Raw genomic sequence first — 16,513 nt, 5'->3', positions numbered from 1 at the left:
AATAAACCCCTAACCGGCTGGCTGGTCCTGTTTCACAGGCAGGATAATGTTAAACGTTGCTCCCTCTTTTTCACGGCTATGGGCAGTGATCAGGCCATTGTGTTTATCAATGATCTTCCGGGTGACGGCCAGACCGATGCCGGTACCTTCATATTGGTCTTTCGTATGCAAACGCTGAAAGAGCACAAATATTTTATCAAGGTACTTTTCATCAAACCCTATTCCGTTGTCTGTGATGGAGATACATACATAAGGTCCGTCAGGGTCCTTCTCACTTTCAAAGTTTCTCTCCTTCAGGCGTGTGGCCGTTATGTTGATAACTGGCTGAACACCCTTGCCGGAAAACTTGAACGCATTACTCAGCAGGTTCTGGAACACCTGTCTTAACTGTCCGGGTACGGCTTCTATTACCGGCATTGGGCTGACAGTAACTTTTGCGTTCTTTTCATGGATAAGTATTTCAAGATCAGAGAGTATTTCTTTTATGATCACTTCCAGGTTCACCTGCTCAAAGAAACTGGCCTGTGACAGGCGGGAGAACCGCAACAGGTCATTGATCAGGTTTGTCATACGGGAAGAGGAATTAATAATACGGTTCAGATAATCCACTGCCTTATCTTCCATGCTCTCCTGATAACGTTCTTTCAGCATGTTCCCGAACATATGGATCTTACGAAGAGGTTCTTTCAGGTCATGCGATGCGACAAACGCATATTGTTGTAGTTCGGCATTACTGGCTTCCAGTTCCTGGTTAGCTCTCTGCAAAGCAAGCGTGCGCTCCTGAATACGCCGTTCCATGATCTCGGCCGCCATCTTTTGTTCATTGATATCGGTGCTGGTACCCACCAGTACACTGGACATCCCGTCTCTATCTTTTTGTACCCGCGTCCTGTGCAGGAACCAGTCATACCGCCCTTCCTGATGCCTGATACGCAATTCCATTGCAAAGTCCTCCTTATTCTTTACAGCCTGCCGCCACTTTTCCTCCCAGCCTGATATGTCATCCTTATGGATCACACTATGCCATCCTTCATCCTGCAGCTGCTCCAGGGACTTGCCGGTATACACGATAAACTGCTCATTGACAAAGTTGACAATCCCTTTCGGATCTGCCGTCCACAGTATAAGAGGCATTGACTCTGCCAGGAAGCGTTTTTCTTCCCGGTTCACTGCTGCAATTTCTTCTGCATGGCGCAGGGTTGTAACGTCCATCATAGACCCCAGCATACGGTAAGGCGTTGCATATTCATCAAGCATTAAATAACCACGGTCAAGTACATGTGCATATGTACCATCGGCACGGCGGAACCGGTACCCTTCCGACCACTGGCTTTGTTTATTGTTCACTGCCCTGCTTATACTATTCCTCACACGCTCCCTGTCATCAGGATGAATATTTTCCATCCAGAAAGTACGGCTGCTTGCTGCTTCTCCGGCATGGCCATAAACCGCGGTGAAGTTGTCGCTCCACCAAACGGTATTCCGGGCCAGGTTCCAGTCCCAGACGGTGTCATTGGTCGCTTTGGAAACCAGCCGGAAGCGTTCTTCACTCATGGTCAGTTCCCGCGTCCTTTCGAGCACTTTATTTTCCAGTCCTACATTCAGGTTGCGCAGGCTTTCCCTGGCTTGTACCAGTTCATTATAGTTGCGGCGCAGGCGGTCCTCTCCATCTTTCTTTTCTGTCACATCCATACAGGTGATCACGATATTACCATCCTGCGTTTTTACACCCAGCATCTCATACCAGTATTCCTGCTCTTTGCGTGTAATATGGAACTCTGTACGTAACAACGAACCCTGAGTGTATACTTGTGTATATTTTGAGAACAGGCCTTGTGCAAGCAGTTCGGGAAAAGTCTGTTTGATAGAAGGATGATCCAGCAAAGACACATCCTTTCCGAGGAAACGTACCCCTTCACTGTTAGCGGCCAGTAATCTGAAATCGGTCACCTCTCCTTCCTCATTGATCACCGGCTTCAATGCCAGTATCACACTGGTGCTGGCATTAAAGACCCCTTTCAGCAACATGTCCAGCTCTTTGATAGCCGAAATATCGACAAAGGTGATCACCGCACCGTCGGTCTGTTTATCCTGACGGATGTAGGGAAGAACTTTCATCAGATACATGTTGCCATTACTCAGCACCATCTCTTTCTCCAATGTCCTCTTATGCCTGATCACCGATTGGATATCATCGATCATGCTGTCCTGCTGGATATTAGTGGAAATATGATTGATGGGCCGCCCTATATCTGAAGGTATCAGGTTGATCATTTTTATTGCCGCCGGATTGAACTTGCGGATCCGGAGGTTTGCATCAACAAATACCTGCCCGATGTCCGTACTACGGAAGTAGTTGTCCATGTCGTCATTCAGCTCCACCAACTCCTTGATTTTCAGCTGATGTTCCGTATTAAGGGTATGCAGTTCCTCATTCAGTGATTGCAGCTCCTCATTGCTGGATTGCAGTTCCTCATTCGCGGAAAGTAATTCCTCATTACTGGACTGTAATTCCTCGTTGGAGGTTTCCAGCCCTTCTATAGCCATCTGGAGATTGGTACGGGTTTCGCCCAGCTCCGCCTCCAGGGACATAATATGTTCCTTTACATCTGCCGGTTGATCATGCGTGTTGGGCGCATCTCCCGGCAGGCTTACTTTGTCGGATTCTTCATTAAAAACGATCATGGTATACTGCCCATTACCGTTCCCGGAACCCGGCCTTATCAACAGGTTGACTAATTTTAATCCCTCCGGCGTATTCATTTTCACGCCTTTCACCATTGCTTTCTTTTCTGTAGCCCATGCCTGCCTCAAAGCGATATTCAACGCCATCGACAGATCAGCCGGCACCATCTTCAGCAGGTTAAGGTGCAATTTCTTTTCCGGCAGCGACAAATAAATTTTATAATTCCCTATCGCTTCCTGGATCTCGTAAGCCTTATCAATATAAACGGCGGCAAAACCAAAGTCTTCCGCCATCACATCCCGGAATTCTTCCAGTAGGTTATTCAATTTCTTATCTGCAAGACGGGTGTTACCGTTGCTGCGCATTTCACGCGTCTGCCTGATATATTCCAGGGGACTGTAAAGATTGTCTGGCAGTGAGCTGCGTGTATTATCCGTTTTCCGGTAGATCTTCCATTTCTGATGCACCTCTTCCAATCCACTTCGGATCAATGAAGCAGATTCACTGGGACCGAGGAACAGGCATCCGCCGGTATTCAATGCAAAATGGAGAGATGACAATACCTGCCGTTGTAACACATGCTCCATATAAATGAGCATATTGCGGCAGGTTACAAGATCATTTTTTATAAAGGGAGGATCTTTTAAAATATTATGACGGGCAAACACGATCAGTTTCCGCAGGCGGGGAACGATCCTGTACTTCTTCTCTTCTTTTATGAAATATTTCTTCTGCAGTAACGGATCTATCTCTTTGATAACCGCACCCGGATAAACGCCCCTGGCGGCAAATTCAATCGCATTACTATCTATGTCCGTGGCGAAGATCTTAACATCCAGCCACTTGTTCTTTTCCTGTAAGCACTGATCAATCAACATGGCCAGCGTATAGGCTTCCTCACCTGTACTACAGGCGGTGACCCATATTTTCAGCACGGCGCCTTCTTCCTTCTCATCAACCAGTTTACTGAGTACATGTTCCTTTAAATACTGGAACGCAGATTTATCTCTGAAAAAACGGGTCACGCCAATCAGAAAATCCCGGGCCAGCGCTTTACTTTCGTCCTCGCTCTGCCGTAACAACTGCACATATTCCTCAAGGCTTTTTATATTGAATTGCGCCATCCGTTTGGCTATACGCCGCGTAATGGTAGGAGGTTTATAATGATTGAAATCCTGACCGCTATGCTCTCTTACAAGCTGAAAGACCTCCGCAAGCATATCCTCATCGATCTTTCCATTGAACACCTGTACGGGCATGTCCTGGATGTAATTATATATTTCCGCCGGCATAAATTCCGGCGCCAACACATAGTCTACATTCTCAGTACCGATCAGGCTGCGGGGCATACCGTCAAACTTAGCGGTTTCCGGGTCCTGCACCATGACCATTCCCCCTGCTTTCTTAATAGCAGCAGCACCCCTGGTACCATCCGTGCCGGTACCGGAAAGGATGATACAGATGGCAGCATTGCCCTTATCTTTTGCAAGTGAAAAAAGGAAGGTGTCAATAGCCGTATTAGGCGCCTTCTCGGTAGGTTTTTGTACCAACCGCAAACGGCCCTGCTCTATGACTATTTCTTTATTATTGGGAATAACGTATACGCAATCGTTCTCCACCCCCATATCCTGCTCTACCTCCCTGACCTGCATATTAGTATGCTTGGATACCAGCTCCACCAGCAAACTTTTATAGTCGGGGGATAAATGCTGAATAATGACAAAGGATAGATTGCCATATTCCGGCATATTATCAAAGAATTCATGGATGGCTTCCAGTCCACCCGCAGAGGCACCTATCGCTACTATGTAGTTCGCTTTCTTCATTCAATTGTTAACAAATAACCATTTTCATACCAAATTGTACCATTACCGGCTTAAGCCAGTCCCTTCACAATATATTCCAGGATAAAGTTCCGGAGATGTGAGGCCATCACCATTTCTGTCCGCTGCCAGGGCAGCGCTGTATGACGGACAGTCTGTTGCCAGATGCTGAATGAATTCCGGGGATGGTACTGAATATTATCTTTTTCAAACTGTAAGGCTTCATTGGGGTTACCTCCCCAATTCACTTCCTGGATCACTTCGGGCCGGAATGCTATGAGATATTCCCCCTTGCTCGGTTGTACCGGTATGACCAATATACCACTGGCCAGATCGGCATATTGAATGGCGGGTTCATAAACACCGGGAAGATGCAGCTCCTGCGATACCTGGTTAGAGGCTGAACTTTGAAGCCACATGAAAAGGTCCTTCAGGGCGTTCCTGTCGGGCGTCTTACCAATGGTTTCCAGCCGCCTGTTATACATCAGGGCCACACCCGAAGCGTTCAGCAATTGCAGTACATTCACCTCATTGCCCAGTAAACCCTGTATCAGATCTCCCGCTGTATAAACCTGTTCCACCAATTTGGTATGTACCTCATGCAGTTTCGTATGCTCGTCCCCTTCTTCCTTATAGTACAGTGATACGATACGTGCAGCAATAATGTCTGACAACAATTCAAACAATGCTCTGCCCTCGTACGGAAGTTGGTAAGCCGTACGATGATGACAGGAAAACAGCCCCCACAACTGCCCGTCTTTCAGGATACGGCAGGACATGGATGTCATAATATTCATGTTCTTCATGTATTCCAGGTGCACGGCCGGTACACTACGCAGGTTGCAGCCCGAAAGGTCTGTAAAAGCATTGGTCAGCGGATTGATAACGGGATACAAACCAACGGGCACGTAATCCCTGTTGGGGATCATACGGTAGGGATTATGCAGGTACATGGCCCTGGCCTGCCGCGGGATGTCGGACGCAGGAAACGTCAGTCCGAGATATGATTCCATTCCCGGCTCCAGTTCTTCGGCAACAACGGTACCGTTCCAGTCTTTATCAAACTTGTAAACCATCACCTTGTCATAGCCTGACAATGCCTTCAGCTGCCTGGCAGCCGCCTCACAGGCCGCGGTAATGGTAGGCGCTGCATTGATGGCAGCCATAGCATATTTCAGTTGCTGATAGATGCTTATAAACGATTTTTCCGTCTGCTGCTCCCCCAGCGGTTCTATTTCGAGCAGCATGGATTCTCCTGACAGGTGTATTACCGCCAGGTAGTCTTTCTGCGAAGCACTGGTCGAAACCGTAAGAGTAAAAGGCAATTTATTCACCAGCCCCTCTTCCAGCTTTTGCCGCAGTTCTTCCATCTGGGCGGCAGTTATATAATCGAACAGGAATGTGTCCACCACTTCTGCAGGCGGCAGTCCCAATGCGGCTGTAATATTCTCACTAACCTGGATGATCTTGTAGTCTGCTTTACTGATCACCAGCAGGAAGCCATAAGGTTGAATAAGATTAATTTGGTGTAATGGCACACTCCCACAGAAGGTGGCGTCAAAGTTCTGGTTTTGCATAAAGAGTAAATGGGTTGCGAAGATGTTATTGCAGTTTCTGTTGCTGTACTGCCCACAATTTAAATTTTAAGAACGTATCGGCAGCTGCATCGAGCATACGTTGCCTTTGTTCCTCACTGCCATGGTACCCCTGAAGGTAATGTACGAATGTGTCCCAGTAAGATTGTGTATCGGTGCCATATCCATTGAAAAAGGTCAGCGACTTTGATAACTCAGGAACGGACAGATTGCGTATCAGTATCTGACAGATCACCTGTCCGCCCAATGTAGATCCTTCCAGTACGTACATCACTCCCAGCGCCTGCGCTGCATCTGTTATCTCTGGCAGGTCCGAGCTTGTTTCCGACGGGCTTGCATGCGCACCAGTGATCGTAGAGATATCATCCAGTAAAAGAGAGGCCTTCCTCCTCCGTTCAAACCCGCCCGGAAATGAGATATCCATATGAGCAGCAATGTGCTGCTCCAGCGGATAATAATATCCGTAGAACAATTCTAATAACCTGACATATTTTTCAGGCGTATTCACATTCTTAATAATGGGGATAAGCACACGTTCCAGCTCCTGATGCTGTTTACCCGTACGCTCCCTTAACAATTCTATCATTGTTTATACAGTTGGTAAGTTGTCGAGAGTAGTTAAAAGTACGGTGAATTAATGTCAGGGCCGTGTGGAAAGATTTCTACGGTAGTTGAACTACTGTAAACCAGTAGGTATGCAGCATGCGGGTAAATGCTACCAGATCTGAAAAGTTGGCTGGTTTGATAGTGTAACTGTTAACGCCCAGCTCATAACATTTTGATATATCCTTTGCTTCCGTGGAGGTGGTCAGGATAATAATGGGTAACCATTTGAGGCTGGCATGCTCTTTTATTTCCCGTAAAGCTTCACGACCGTCTTTACGTGGCATATTAAGGTCCAGCAATATGATACTGGGAAAAGGAAACTTTTCTTCATCTGCATATTTTCCCTGCCTGTTCAGATAAAACATCAATTCTTCTCCATTCTCCACAAAACGCAATTCAATGTCTGCACCACTTTCTTCAAATGCCACTTTAATGAGCTCTCTGTCGTCTGCGTCGTCATCTGCCACAAGTATACATTTCCTGTTACGTAGCACCTTTTTGATCATCCAGTTTTTAGATTTAACAGCTAAAATTACTAAATAAACTTGCAATATGTTAACAGAATGGGGAATTGTGCCTTTGGTCCCATTCTCAAGAGAATGGGACCGTTAAAGGACTTATTAAATTTAATGAAACTTTATTGCTGTGACTGAAAGTCAGATTTGGGCTTAACAAACAGCACTTTTAAATTAGGAAGCTGTTGCAAAGATAGCCGCAGCTAGCCTAAACGATTGATCAAATCGGGAAAAAACATTACGATATAAGGAAATATCAACGCAGTTTTAACCTCGTTTCGATCGTACCGTTAAAAGTGGCCGGCCCCATGTGTATAACAGGCTCCACTGGCCCGGTACGCAGCCCTGACGGGTGCCCCTTTATATAATTCAGTGCTGCCATAACACATGTTTCACCCTCATCGCCAAAGTCATGTCTCACATCATCTACAGCCGGTATATCCACCTGCATACCATGGAAATAATCACCATCCCCATTGGCGTTCTGCATATAAAAATTGGATAGATAAACGGTGTATTTGTCGATCGTAATACCGAAGAAGCCTACCGGCTTTCCATAGGTGTTAGCACCTACCAGTTTTACCGGCATATGGGGTTTCAAACTGTTAATAACCAGCTCGCTCGCGGATGCAGTACTACCACTCACAATAAACACCACCTGCTTTACAGTATTCAGCGGCCCGTCACCGGTAAACTTGAATGTATTACCAGCCACAGTGAAGTCCAGATCTGCATAAGTGGCCCAATGACCGTTCCACATAACAGGGTTCCCTTGGCTGTCACGGTACAACTGCTGTTGCAGAATAGGCGCCTGCCCATTCTGTAACAGGTTATTGAAATATTCTACATACATCACCTTACCCTCCAGCGAAGCAGGAGCTATCTGATTGATCATATATTCGGCAGACTGCGTATAACCTCCACCATTATATCGCAGGTCAACTATCATGGAGGTGACGCCTTCTGAATTAAACTTTGAGAACGCCTGATCCAGAGCTGCCTGTGTTGCAGTAAGAGTAGAGAAACGGCTATACGCAATATACCCTACCTTCTGTCCCTCTGCAGGGATCACTTTAGTGTTCAGCACTGCGGACGAAGTATAATTCGTTTTTGTCAGCGTTACTGTACTTGGTACTCCGGTGCTCTTCTCAACATTCAGTGTTACAGTGCCTTTATCCAGTGCAGAAGCTATAAAGGAGCCGGAAGACGAGTTAACAGTAGTTCCATTTACCGTCAGCACTTTCATGCCTCTTTTTAATCCGGCATTAGCTGCAGGAGAAGCGGGATGAACGATACTGATACGCACATCTGCATCACCGGCGGCAGCAAGCGCCAGCCCGAAGTCATCTCCTTTATCGTTCAGGTCAATAGTACCCTTTCTTCCACCTGTAAGACTTTCTTCGGTTATGAATGAATATTTCGGGTGATTGGGAAAGCCTGAATACTCATAAGGCTCCCCGGTAAGAGGATTGATCTTGAATTGTGTAATAGCGAAAAGCTCCCGCTGATAATTATAGAAAACATCACTACCGGTAGCATATTGCCTGGGCTTAAAAACATCAACCGCCGGCAATGCGTCGTACCAAAGATAGATCTGCTGGGCATAAAGGTACAGGGAGTCCAATGTCAGCTGCTCCCGGCTACCTTCTGCAGGCGTAGGAGGAGGGGCTGGCTGGCCGTCTTTTTTACAGGCAAACCATAACATGGACAGGAATAGTAATTGGATAAGGGAATTTGTCTTTTTCACCGGGATGGTTTTAAGTTGACTATAGATAGTACAATCTTATGAAATTACGAAAAAACACCCACTCCCCGGACTATAAGGACTTAAAGCAATATTAAATAAAACCAGATATCTGATAATCAGCATATAAGAAACTGAAAGGGTGCACCATAGGAATAGTGCACCCTTTCTTCCGTCAGATGGCGGCGGCCGCAAAAGACTAGTTAAGTCTCTTGTAACGGAACTTAAAGAACGGATAGTTGTTTGCCTGTACGGTATTGTTTGGCGTACCGTTAGAATACAGGTCCTGCATCTGAACTTTGTATTTCACGCCGGTATCGGTAGTTACGATCAGAGTCACTTCTACACCCCATTCAGCTACAGGATATACAATGTGATTCACCACATCATAGTTATACCATCCCGGATGTGCGCTGTTAATTGTTGTACTGCCTGTAGGAGGTCCCGTCAGTATACGGTTGTAACCGAATACAGATACAGTAGTACCTGTAGTACTCGCCGTAACGCTCGCAAATGCGGTCGCATTAGTATATTGTAAAGTGTAGCCGGATGGCACTCTGATATCAGCATTGGCAGTACCATTGAAAATCAGATCAAAACCATCACAGCCACCATCATTGTCTGCAAGGCTGTAGTAGTATGTAGAATGTGCAATATGCGGAGGGTTACCGGTTGTACCCTGTACTCCCTGGAAAAAGTTTGCCACATTATACACACCATTGGCATCTAGTGTAACAGTACCGAAAGTACTGTCGCAGTTAAAAGAAACTGTCTGACCGGTACCAGGATTTGTAGCAGCAGTAGTCACGTCAGCAGCTGGCAATGAAGGCGCCGCCTGCTCTCCTTCCTTCTGACAGGAAGAGAAGATGGCTACTGATACAAGGGCCATAGCAACCAATGAACGAGAAATATTTTTTGTAGTTTTGACTGCTGATTTGGGGGCAGTGTCTAAGATTTTCATTTTTAGAGTTTTAAAATGTTAAGGATAAGATATTTGTTCCCGGATCTTCCGGGAGCCGGACAGTACCAATGTCTGGCTCTCTTCATTTCCGGGCCTGCAGCCGCCGCTGACAGTTTCTATTTATTCTGTAATGATCAGAACCGGGTTAATTGTTCCTGCACGCACGTATACGGTCAGTCCCTGATAATTCTGGAATGCCGCATGTAAAAGATTATAATTCCCTAATGGAAAATCAGCAGGTATACGATAGGTTACACTTGTCAGATCAAACTCCGCCAGCTCCAGATCGTAGTAGGTTTGTCCACCGGCAAGTCTGGCCCTGCCTGTAACCATCCCTCTCATGTTCGTACCACTGAGGGTAAATGTTTCTCCTCTCTTCAATGTGAGCGCTGTTGTTACAGCATTTACAGTTGGAATAGGATAGATGATCTTCAGATAATATCTTTCACTAATGACCGTACGCGTTCCGCTCACCACTTTCAACTTGTAACCGCCCGTATCTACTGATGGCGTTTCAATATTCATAGCATATTCATTGGCTCCTAGTTCCGCAAAACCATTGATCACACATTTAGTTTCCACTCCTGCTACAGATACCAGGTAAGCCTTCGTGAATGCAGTATCTGGTATCAGATAAGTGATGCCTCCAATGTCCGTAGTGGCGCCCAGTCTGCCCGCAATATCTGTCCCGTCATTGATCAGCGGCTCTGGCTGATTAATTACCAGGCGCAATTTATAAGTAGCGTTTGCGCCTGTTTCCGCAGTCACTACATAAGACGTACTATCCGCCAGCGCAATACTTGTTCCCGATGCGGGTGATACTGTCGCATGCTCTGAAACAGATATCGCTGGTGTAATAGATGCAGGCACAGGACGATCGAAAGGCCAGTACAAAATAATGTCGCCATTAGTGATAGCAGCATGGATCGTGTCTCCTATTCCTACTACCACCTGGAAGGTCTTCAGTTCATTATAAGGATATGGTGCCTGTACGGTTTCTTTACTACAGGCTCCCGTTATGAGCCATACCAGTAGCAAAGCCAGGGCCGTAAGTTGTGTGATAGATGTATTGAGAAATTTCATGTGCTTATTTTTAGTTTTAGCTATTAAAAGGGCGTTCAGAGTGATTGTACCTTTACCGGATTTTTCATGGTGGCAGAACGTGTATACGACGTCACCCTGATCCTGTACAAGCCCGCAGGAAGTTGCTCTGCCGATGGTACGGCTGTACCTATCCTGTAGGTGTAGTTATCTCCGTTTACAGCAGTGTATACCACATTGCCCTGCTCATTCAAATAACTGATCGTAGAAAAGATCCCCAGCAATTCCTGCTGTGGTATAAAGTTCTTACCTGTTACTTCAAAGAAGTTAAATTCAAACGTAGCCGGTTTACTATGGTATAATACTGTCGGATTAGCTGGGTCAGTTGATAGCTCATCCAATGTAATTGCAGGCTGTTGTGTTGTCAGCAGTAATTTATAGGTCGCCTTACTTCCGTCTTTTGCTGTTACGACATATTCAATCTTCGTCCCTTCCGTCATTTTCTTCGTAATACTATCTATGAGCACACCACTCGCCGGACTTACCGTTGCGCCCTCTGGAACTGCGATCTCAGGCTGAATGGTGGTCAGGTAGTAATAATAAGGCAGAATGACTGTAATAGTCCCTTGCTCATCATTAACAGCACCGTAAACAGCTTCGTCAGGCACATTCGTCACCTTAAAGGAAAGTATCCTGTTGTTAGCCTGGGCCGGCGCTTCTATTGTTTCCGTTTTTTTACAGGCAGCGGCCAGCGTTAATGCCGGTATTGCCAGCAGTAGCAGGTATTTGATCTTCATTGAGGTATATATTGAATATTGATTATTTCAGGTCCAGTTGTTTACTGCCATCTTTCTGAATGGCGTACTTGAAGGTCACAAAGCCGGGTTTATTAGAACGATTGGGCAGTGCCGGGGCTCCCTTATAAATACTATATATCACCATCTTCGCATAATTGCCCTTCGCCGTTTTTATGATCAGCGTGCGCGGCATACTGTAACAGATGTGTGCTACGCTATCAGGATTTGCGCCCGGGAACTGCAAACCATAGAAGTCATAAAATGCCCAGCCGTCTGTGCTCGGACCGAAATAATCCAGTCCGATACCGTCATTTGTTAACAGCTTATCATCACTCACAGGAACTGTTTTTACATGTGCAAATGCACTATCAAATAAACGACGGTCAGGAACTGTTTTCAGGGCCTTCTGCGCACCACCATAGTATTCCGCATCAATAGCTGCATCTTTAACAAGATAGATGCCTCCTACGCCTGGTCCGCCGTAACCTGGAGAATATTTCGCCTTACCGTTGTTAACAAGAATAGTACTGTTGTAAGTTCCAGTAAAAGCAATATCCCAGTTTGCCGTTTGCACCTGCGATGCAGGGATCGTCTTCTGGTCTTCAAGGCTATAATAAAATGCTTTCGCAGCAGCACCGGATGTAGCGGCAGTATCGGCCGCAAGATCGGCCATGGTATATACACCGGTCTTAACGTCCACAGTGGTTGTATCTTCCGGAGGCGTCACATCCGGTGTATCGGTATCGCCTTTACCACAGGCGATTGCAAACATGGCCAGGGCCATGCATAAAAGATTGATCTTTTGCATAGATGTATATGTGCTTAATCAGGTAATTATTGATCAGGGAGTTTTCAGATTCCGGCTTCCATCTTCCTGCACATAATACCGGAAGGTGAAGTAAGGCGCCGGCCAGTAAAGGTCTGTCACGGCCGGAGGGTTTCCCTGGTATACATTGATCAGTTCCAGCTTTGCATATTTACCTTCCGCCGTCATGAGAACGAACGTCCGGTTCCTGATGGGTATTGCCAGGTGAGTGGTCAGCGAATAAAAGTACCAACCTGTATTATAGACCTGCGGATAACCATCCCAGCCTGTGAACTTCAGATTATTTTCTTTCATCTCTTCCGGAGAAGGTGCGACAGTAACTTTCGAATATGCAGAATCCACTGCTACGATCAACCCTTTCCCAGGTCCTCCATAGCCCGGGCCATTAGGATTACTGCCATCATTCACATATACCAGTGCGTTATACACATCTGTAAAGGCAATATCCCAGCTGGCGCTTTGCCTGTTAGCGGCAGAACTGTCCCAGGATTGCAACTTGCTCTTCAACTTGAAATAAAAGCTTTTGAACGGGCGTCTCTCCTTTCCTTCCACACCATCAGCTACAGATGCTTCTGTATCGCCGGCCAGGTCATAGATCACCGTACTGACGCCATCCTCATAGTTAGTTTTAGTATCATTATTTTCATCCTTCTTGCAGGATACAGCGGTTAACAGTGCAAGTGTTAACAGACAAATATGGGTTGTATATCGCATGGTAGTGTTCATTTAAAAATCCGCCATTTTAGTCCGGCCATTAGTATACGCCCCGGTTGTCCGGGCATCAGCATATCGGTATAATTCATCAGGTTATCCGCTGTTAACTGCACGGATAAATGACCTTTACAAAATTTCTTTTCGAGGGATGCATAAAGCATAGCATATCCTCCTATGAAGGTATCGTACCTGTCGAGGAACCGGTTATTGTTTGCATCATCATACCCGGCCTTACTCCTGTAGGTAACACGGAAAGTAGCGTTAAGCCCCCATGCGGCGTACTCATAAAACACCCGTGCATTCGCCATATGTCTTGACCTGTTTTCAAGACCGATATAATCGCTCACTTTCGAGGTTACCGTTTCACCGGTATTGCTATTCCTCACTTTGTTATATGGATAACCACCTGCACGAATAGAATCCATCACGCCCCGGTCTCTGGCATACAGTAACTGATACCCTGCGGAGATGTCCAGTCCAGTTACGGGACTTACAGACACTCCTGCTTCCACGCCGGCAGTATAGGACCTGTCCAGATTAATATAGGAATAAACAGGCTGATAATTTGTTCTTGTTGCCACCTGCACGGTATTAATGAAGTTGTGCAGGCTATTATAGAAAACATTCACATCAAACTTAACAATTGTATGCGGCTGTACGCTGACGCCTAAATTATAAGAGACAGATGTTTCGGGTTGCAGCGCAGCGTTAATATTTTTCGCTACCGGCCTTACTTCACTGATCAATCCTGCTGCCTGCATCTCTGCCAGTGTTTTAGCTACCTCCTCTACTCCCAATACAGTATAACCTGCCTGTGGATTGGTAAATACCTGGTAACGTTTCTTAAAATCAGGTGTTTTATAACCGGTACCTACAGCTGCTTTTAACGTGATCCTGTCAGTGATGCTATAACTGATCCCTACACTTGGGTTTAGCCTGCCTCCATAGTAATTATGATGGTCATAACGCACACCGGCGCGTGTAGTCAGCTTGCTGAAGATCTTCCAGTCGCCTTGCAGGTATGCATATTCACTTCGCATATCATTACCGCTATGGAGCTCTGTATCGTCCATACTTTCCAGGTTGAGGCCTGCTCCGCCGGTAAAGGACAGTTTATCTACAGGTGTGTATAATACCTGCTCTTCAATGCGGTGAAAGTATTGTGTGAACTCATTGTCCTTTAGCGCCACCTGTTTGCCGGTGCTCACATCCTGGCTGGAACTGTAGCGGGTTAAGTAATACTGGCTGTTCAGCCTGAACTTAGTACTAAAAGCTGACTGTAATACAACAGACGTATTGACATCACTCTCGCTCAGTACGTCTTCTGTACTGTTCTCCGTCTGACCCGAACCATAAACAGATTCATTCCGGGAGTTACGCAAAGCCCATCTGCCAGAGAGGAACAACTGCTGGCTGTTACTAAGGCGATAGCGCAGACGTGACTGCATGCTATAGCTATCATAAGGCGGAGCTGTAGCGCCTCTGCGCAGATAGCTGTTTACGTTATATCCATCCGTATGGTAATAGTTGCCTGACACTGAAAGGGAAGCCTTCCCTTTTGCGAAAGGCGTCTCTCCTTCCAGTGTAAGGTCTTGTGTATTCTGCGAACCATATCGCACAATACCTTGTGCCTGTGGTTCCGTGATCTTCTGACGGGTAATGATATTCACTACTCCTCCCAGGGCCTCGCTGCCAAATAAACTGGAAGAAGCGCCTTTCACGATCTCTATCCGTTCAATATCTGAGACTGTAATACGGGACAGATCAAAGTTACCGGCATTTCTACCGATCATCGGTTGCCCGTCTATCAGTATCAGAATATAATCGGAGCTGAAGCCCTGCATCTGCATACCGATAGCACGCGAACCGGCAGCAATATCATTGACAATGTTTACCCCGGTCTGTTCGCGCATTACCTCATCGAGCCTGCGGCTTCCCATCATCTCCAGCGTTTTCCTGCTAATGACCGTCACGGGCATAGCAGCTTTACTGGTGAGCGTTTCCAGGCGAACAGCTTTCACTTCCACTCCCCGCAGGTCTTTCGGCCTGGTAGCAGTATCAGTCTGTGCCATCGCACAACGGGCGCCAACACAAAACAATAAGATAGTAACGTACAGATCCTTTCCGGTATACATTGGTTAAAATGCGGGTACGGGTAAATGGTTATTTCATTCCTATTTTCCTGATGACTTCACCAGCTTGTACTCAATAACAGGATATCCTCTTGTGCCGCCATCGTTCAGCCCCATGCTTACAAACTTCAATTTGTAGTAGTTGCCATTGGCGTCCTTAACGATATAATAGAAGTTCTTGAAGATCCCGTTACCTGTAGTCGCTCTCCAGCTGCTGCCGATCGCATCGCGGGTAGATACAAAGGTCTGTGCAGCAATATTGGACTCTGTGAAATTGTTATAGCTCACTACAGCGCTATCAACTTTCGCAGCAGTTACACCCGCATACTGATTGATCACTACCAGGTCAGAGAAGAAATAAGGGATCGTCTGGGTGTAATAAGCTCCATAAGACCAGGCAATGTCCCATTCTGCTTTCTTAGGCTCAATATTTACGGTGTTACCGTTGTCCAGTGAGAAGAAAGTAAAATTGTAATTATTGTCTTTGCTGATATTAGCAGTTTTGATAGTGGTTTCTTTCAGCTTTGCGTACTTCAAAGTATAACCATCGCCATTGCGTGTAACAAGGATCTTATACCAGGTAGCAGGGTCCGCAGCGGAAGCATTCTCAGGTTTTACCAGGTATACGTGATTGCTGGTTGCCGTAGCAGATACTTCGTCTATCACAGTTTTAGTCAGATCACCAAATACATCATCGATCATGCTCAGTGTACCTGCGCCCTGACCAATTGCCATGCTGATGCCTGCTGTGTCCTCAATGTTCACGGTCCCGATATCGGTCTTGCTCAGTTCAACAGCGCTCATAGCAGTGAAGCCATTGAGTATTACACGGAACGAAGAGCCGCCATAGAAACCGAGCGACCAGCTGGCACGTGCTCTTGTAGCGGTAGAATCGGAACTGAAGTCTACGTAAACGGTATTAGGGGAACCAGTACCACCACCGCCGTTCAGCGTTAGCTGAGAACCATCTGAAGGTGGGATCACTACGGTGGGATCTTCGTCTTTACTACATGCACTGAATAACCCTGTTCCTATAGCAAGTACGAAGAAAAGTCTGCTTAATTTCATAGCCA

The 16,513-nt window shown here is 46.3% G+C and carries 12 protein-coding genes; all 12 read right to left on the bottom strand.

Annotated features, from left to right (window positions below; translation table 11 throughout):
• Positions 1 to 9: 9 nt before the first annotated feature.
• The 12 genes from C7475_RS23920 to C7475_RS23865 all read right to left on the bottom strand — a co-directional run bounded on the left by C7475_RS23920 (position 10) and on the right by C7475_RS23865 (position 16,508).
• Complete coding sequence (locus C7475_RS23920) at positions 10 to 4,512, bottom strand: chemotaxis protein CheB (RefSeq protein WP_110055935.1); 4,503 nt, start codon at positions 4,510 to 4,512, stop codon at positions 10 to 12.
• A 50-nt stretch (positions 4,513 to 4,562) separates the two neighbouring features.
• Positions 4,563 to 6,086 carry a GAF domain-containing protein gene (locus C7475_RS23915; RefSeq protein ID WP_110055934.1) on the bottom strand — a complete coding sequence of 508 codons (1,524 nt, stop codon included), beginning with the start codon at positions 6,084 to 6,086 and terminating at the stop codon, positions 4,563 to 4,565.
• A gap of 25 nt (positions 6,087 to 6,111) precedes the next feature.
• On the bottom strand, positions 6,112 to 6,690 hold the full coding sequence (locus C7475_RS23910) for a biliverdin-producing heme oxygenase (protein ID WP_110055933.1): 579 nt from the start codon (positions 6,688 to 6,690) through the stop codon (positions 6,112 to 6,114).
• 76 nt (positions 6,691 to 6,766) lie between these two features.
• Positions 6,767 to 7,216 carry a response regulator gene (locus C7475_RS23905; protein WP_110055932.1) on the bottom strand — a complete coding sequence of 150 codons (450 nt, stop codon included), beginning with the start codon at positions 7,214 to 7,216 and terminating at the stop codon, positions 6,767 to 6,769.
• 265 nt (positions 7,217 to 7,481) lie between these two features.
• The gene (locus tag C7475_RS23900) at positions 7,482 to 8,972 is read right to left on the bottom strand and encodes a S41 family peptidase (RefSeq protein WP_146217638.1); all 1,491 of its coding nucleotides are present in this window, start codon (positions 8,970 to 8,972) and stop codon (positions 7,482 to 7,484) included.
• Positions 8,973 to 9,168: 196 nt separating this feature from the next.
• Positions 9,169 to 9,930 (bottom strand): hypothetical protein, encoded by a 762-nt coding sequence (locus tag C7475_RS23895; protein WP_110055930.1) that lies wholly within the window; start codon positions 9,928 to 9,930, stop codon positions 9,169 to 9,171.
• A gap of 120 nt (positions 9,931 to 10,050) precedes the next feature.
• Positions 10,051 to 11,013 carry a hypothetical protein gene (locus C7475_RS23890; RefSeq protein ID WP_110055929.1) on the bottom strand — a complete coding sequence of 321 codons (963 nt, stop codon included), beginning with the start codon at positions 11,011 to 11,013 and terminating at the stop codon, positions 10,051 to 10,053.
• Positions 11,014 to 11,048: 35 nt separating this feature from the next.
• On the bottom strand, positions 11,049 to 11,768 hold the full coding sequence (locus C7475_RS23885; RefSeq protein ID WP_110055928.1) for a hypothetical protein: 720 nt from the start codon (positions 11,766 to 11,768) through the stop codon (positions 11,049 to 11,051).
• A gap of 22 nt (positions 11,769 to 11,790) precedes the next feature.
• On the bottom strand, positions 11,791 to 12,576 hold the full coding sequence (locus C7475_RS23880; protein ID WP_110055927.1) for an HmuY family protein: 786 nt from the start codon (positions 12,574 to 12,576) through the stop codon (positions 11,791 to 11,793).
• 33 nt (positions 12,577 to 12,609) lie between these two features.
• The gene (locus C7475_RS23875; protein WP_110056138.1) at positions 12,610 to 13,308 is read right to left on the bottom strand and encodes an HmuY family protein; all 699 of its coding nucleotides are present in this window, start codon (positions 13,306 to 13,308) and stop codon (positions 12,610 to 12,612) included.
• Positions 13,309 to 13,316: 8 nt separating this feature from the next.
• Positions 13,317 to 15,443: a TonB-dependent siderophore receptor gene (locus C7475_RS23870; protein ID WP_110055926.1), complete on the bottom strand. Its 2,127-nt coding sequence runs from the start codon at positions 15,441 to 15,443 to the stop codon at positions 13,317 to 13,319.
• A 39-nt stretch (positions 15,444 to 15,482) separates the two neighbouring features.
• Positions 15,483 to 16,508 (bottom strand): HmuY family protein, encoded by a 1,026-nt coding sequence (locus tag C7475_RS23865; protein WP_158286600.1) that lies wholly within the window; start codon positions 16,506 to 16,508, stop codon positions 15,483 to 15,485.
• Positions 16,509 to 16,513: the final 5 nt, after the last annotated feature.

This window comes from Chitinophaga sp. S165 (assembly GCF_003182155.1).
GTDB lineage: Bacteria > Bacteroidota > Bacteroidia > Chitinophagales > Chitinophagaceae > Chitinophaga.
Note: the sequence above shows the minus strand (reverse complement) of the source record. Positions and strands in the feature narration are given on the sequence as shown.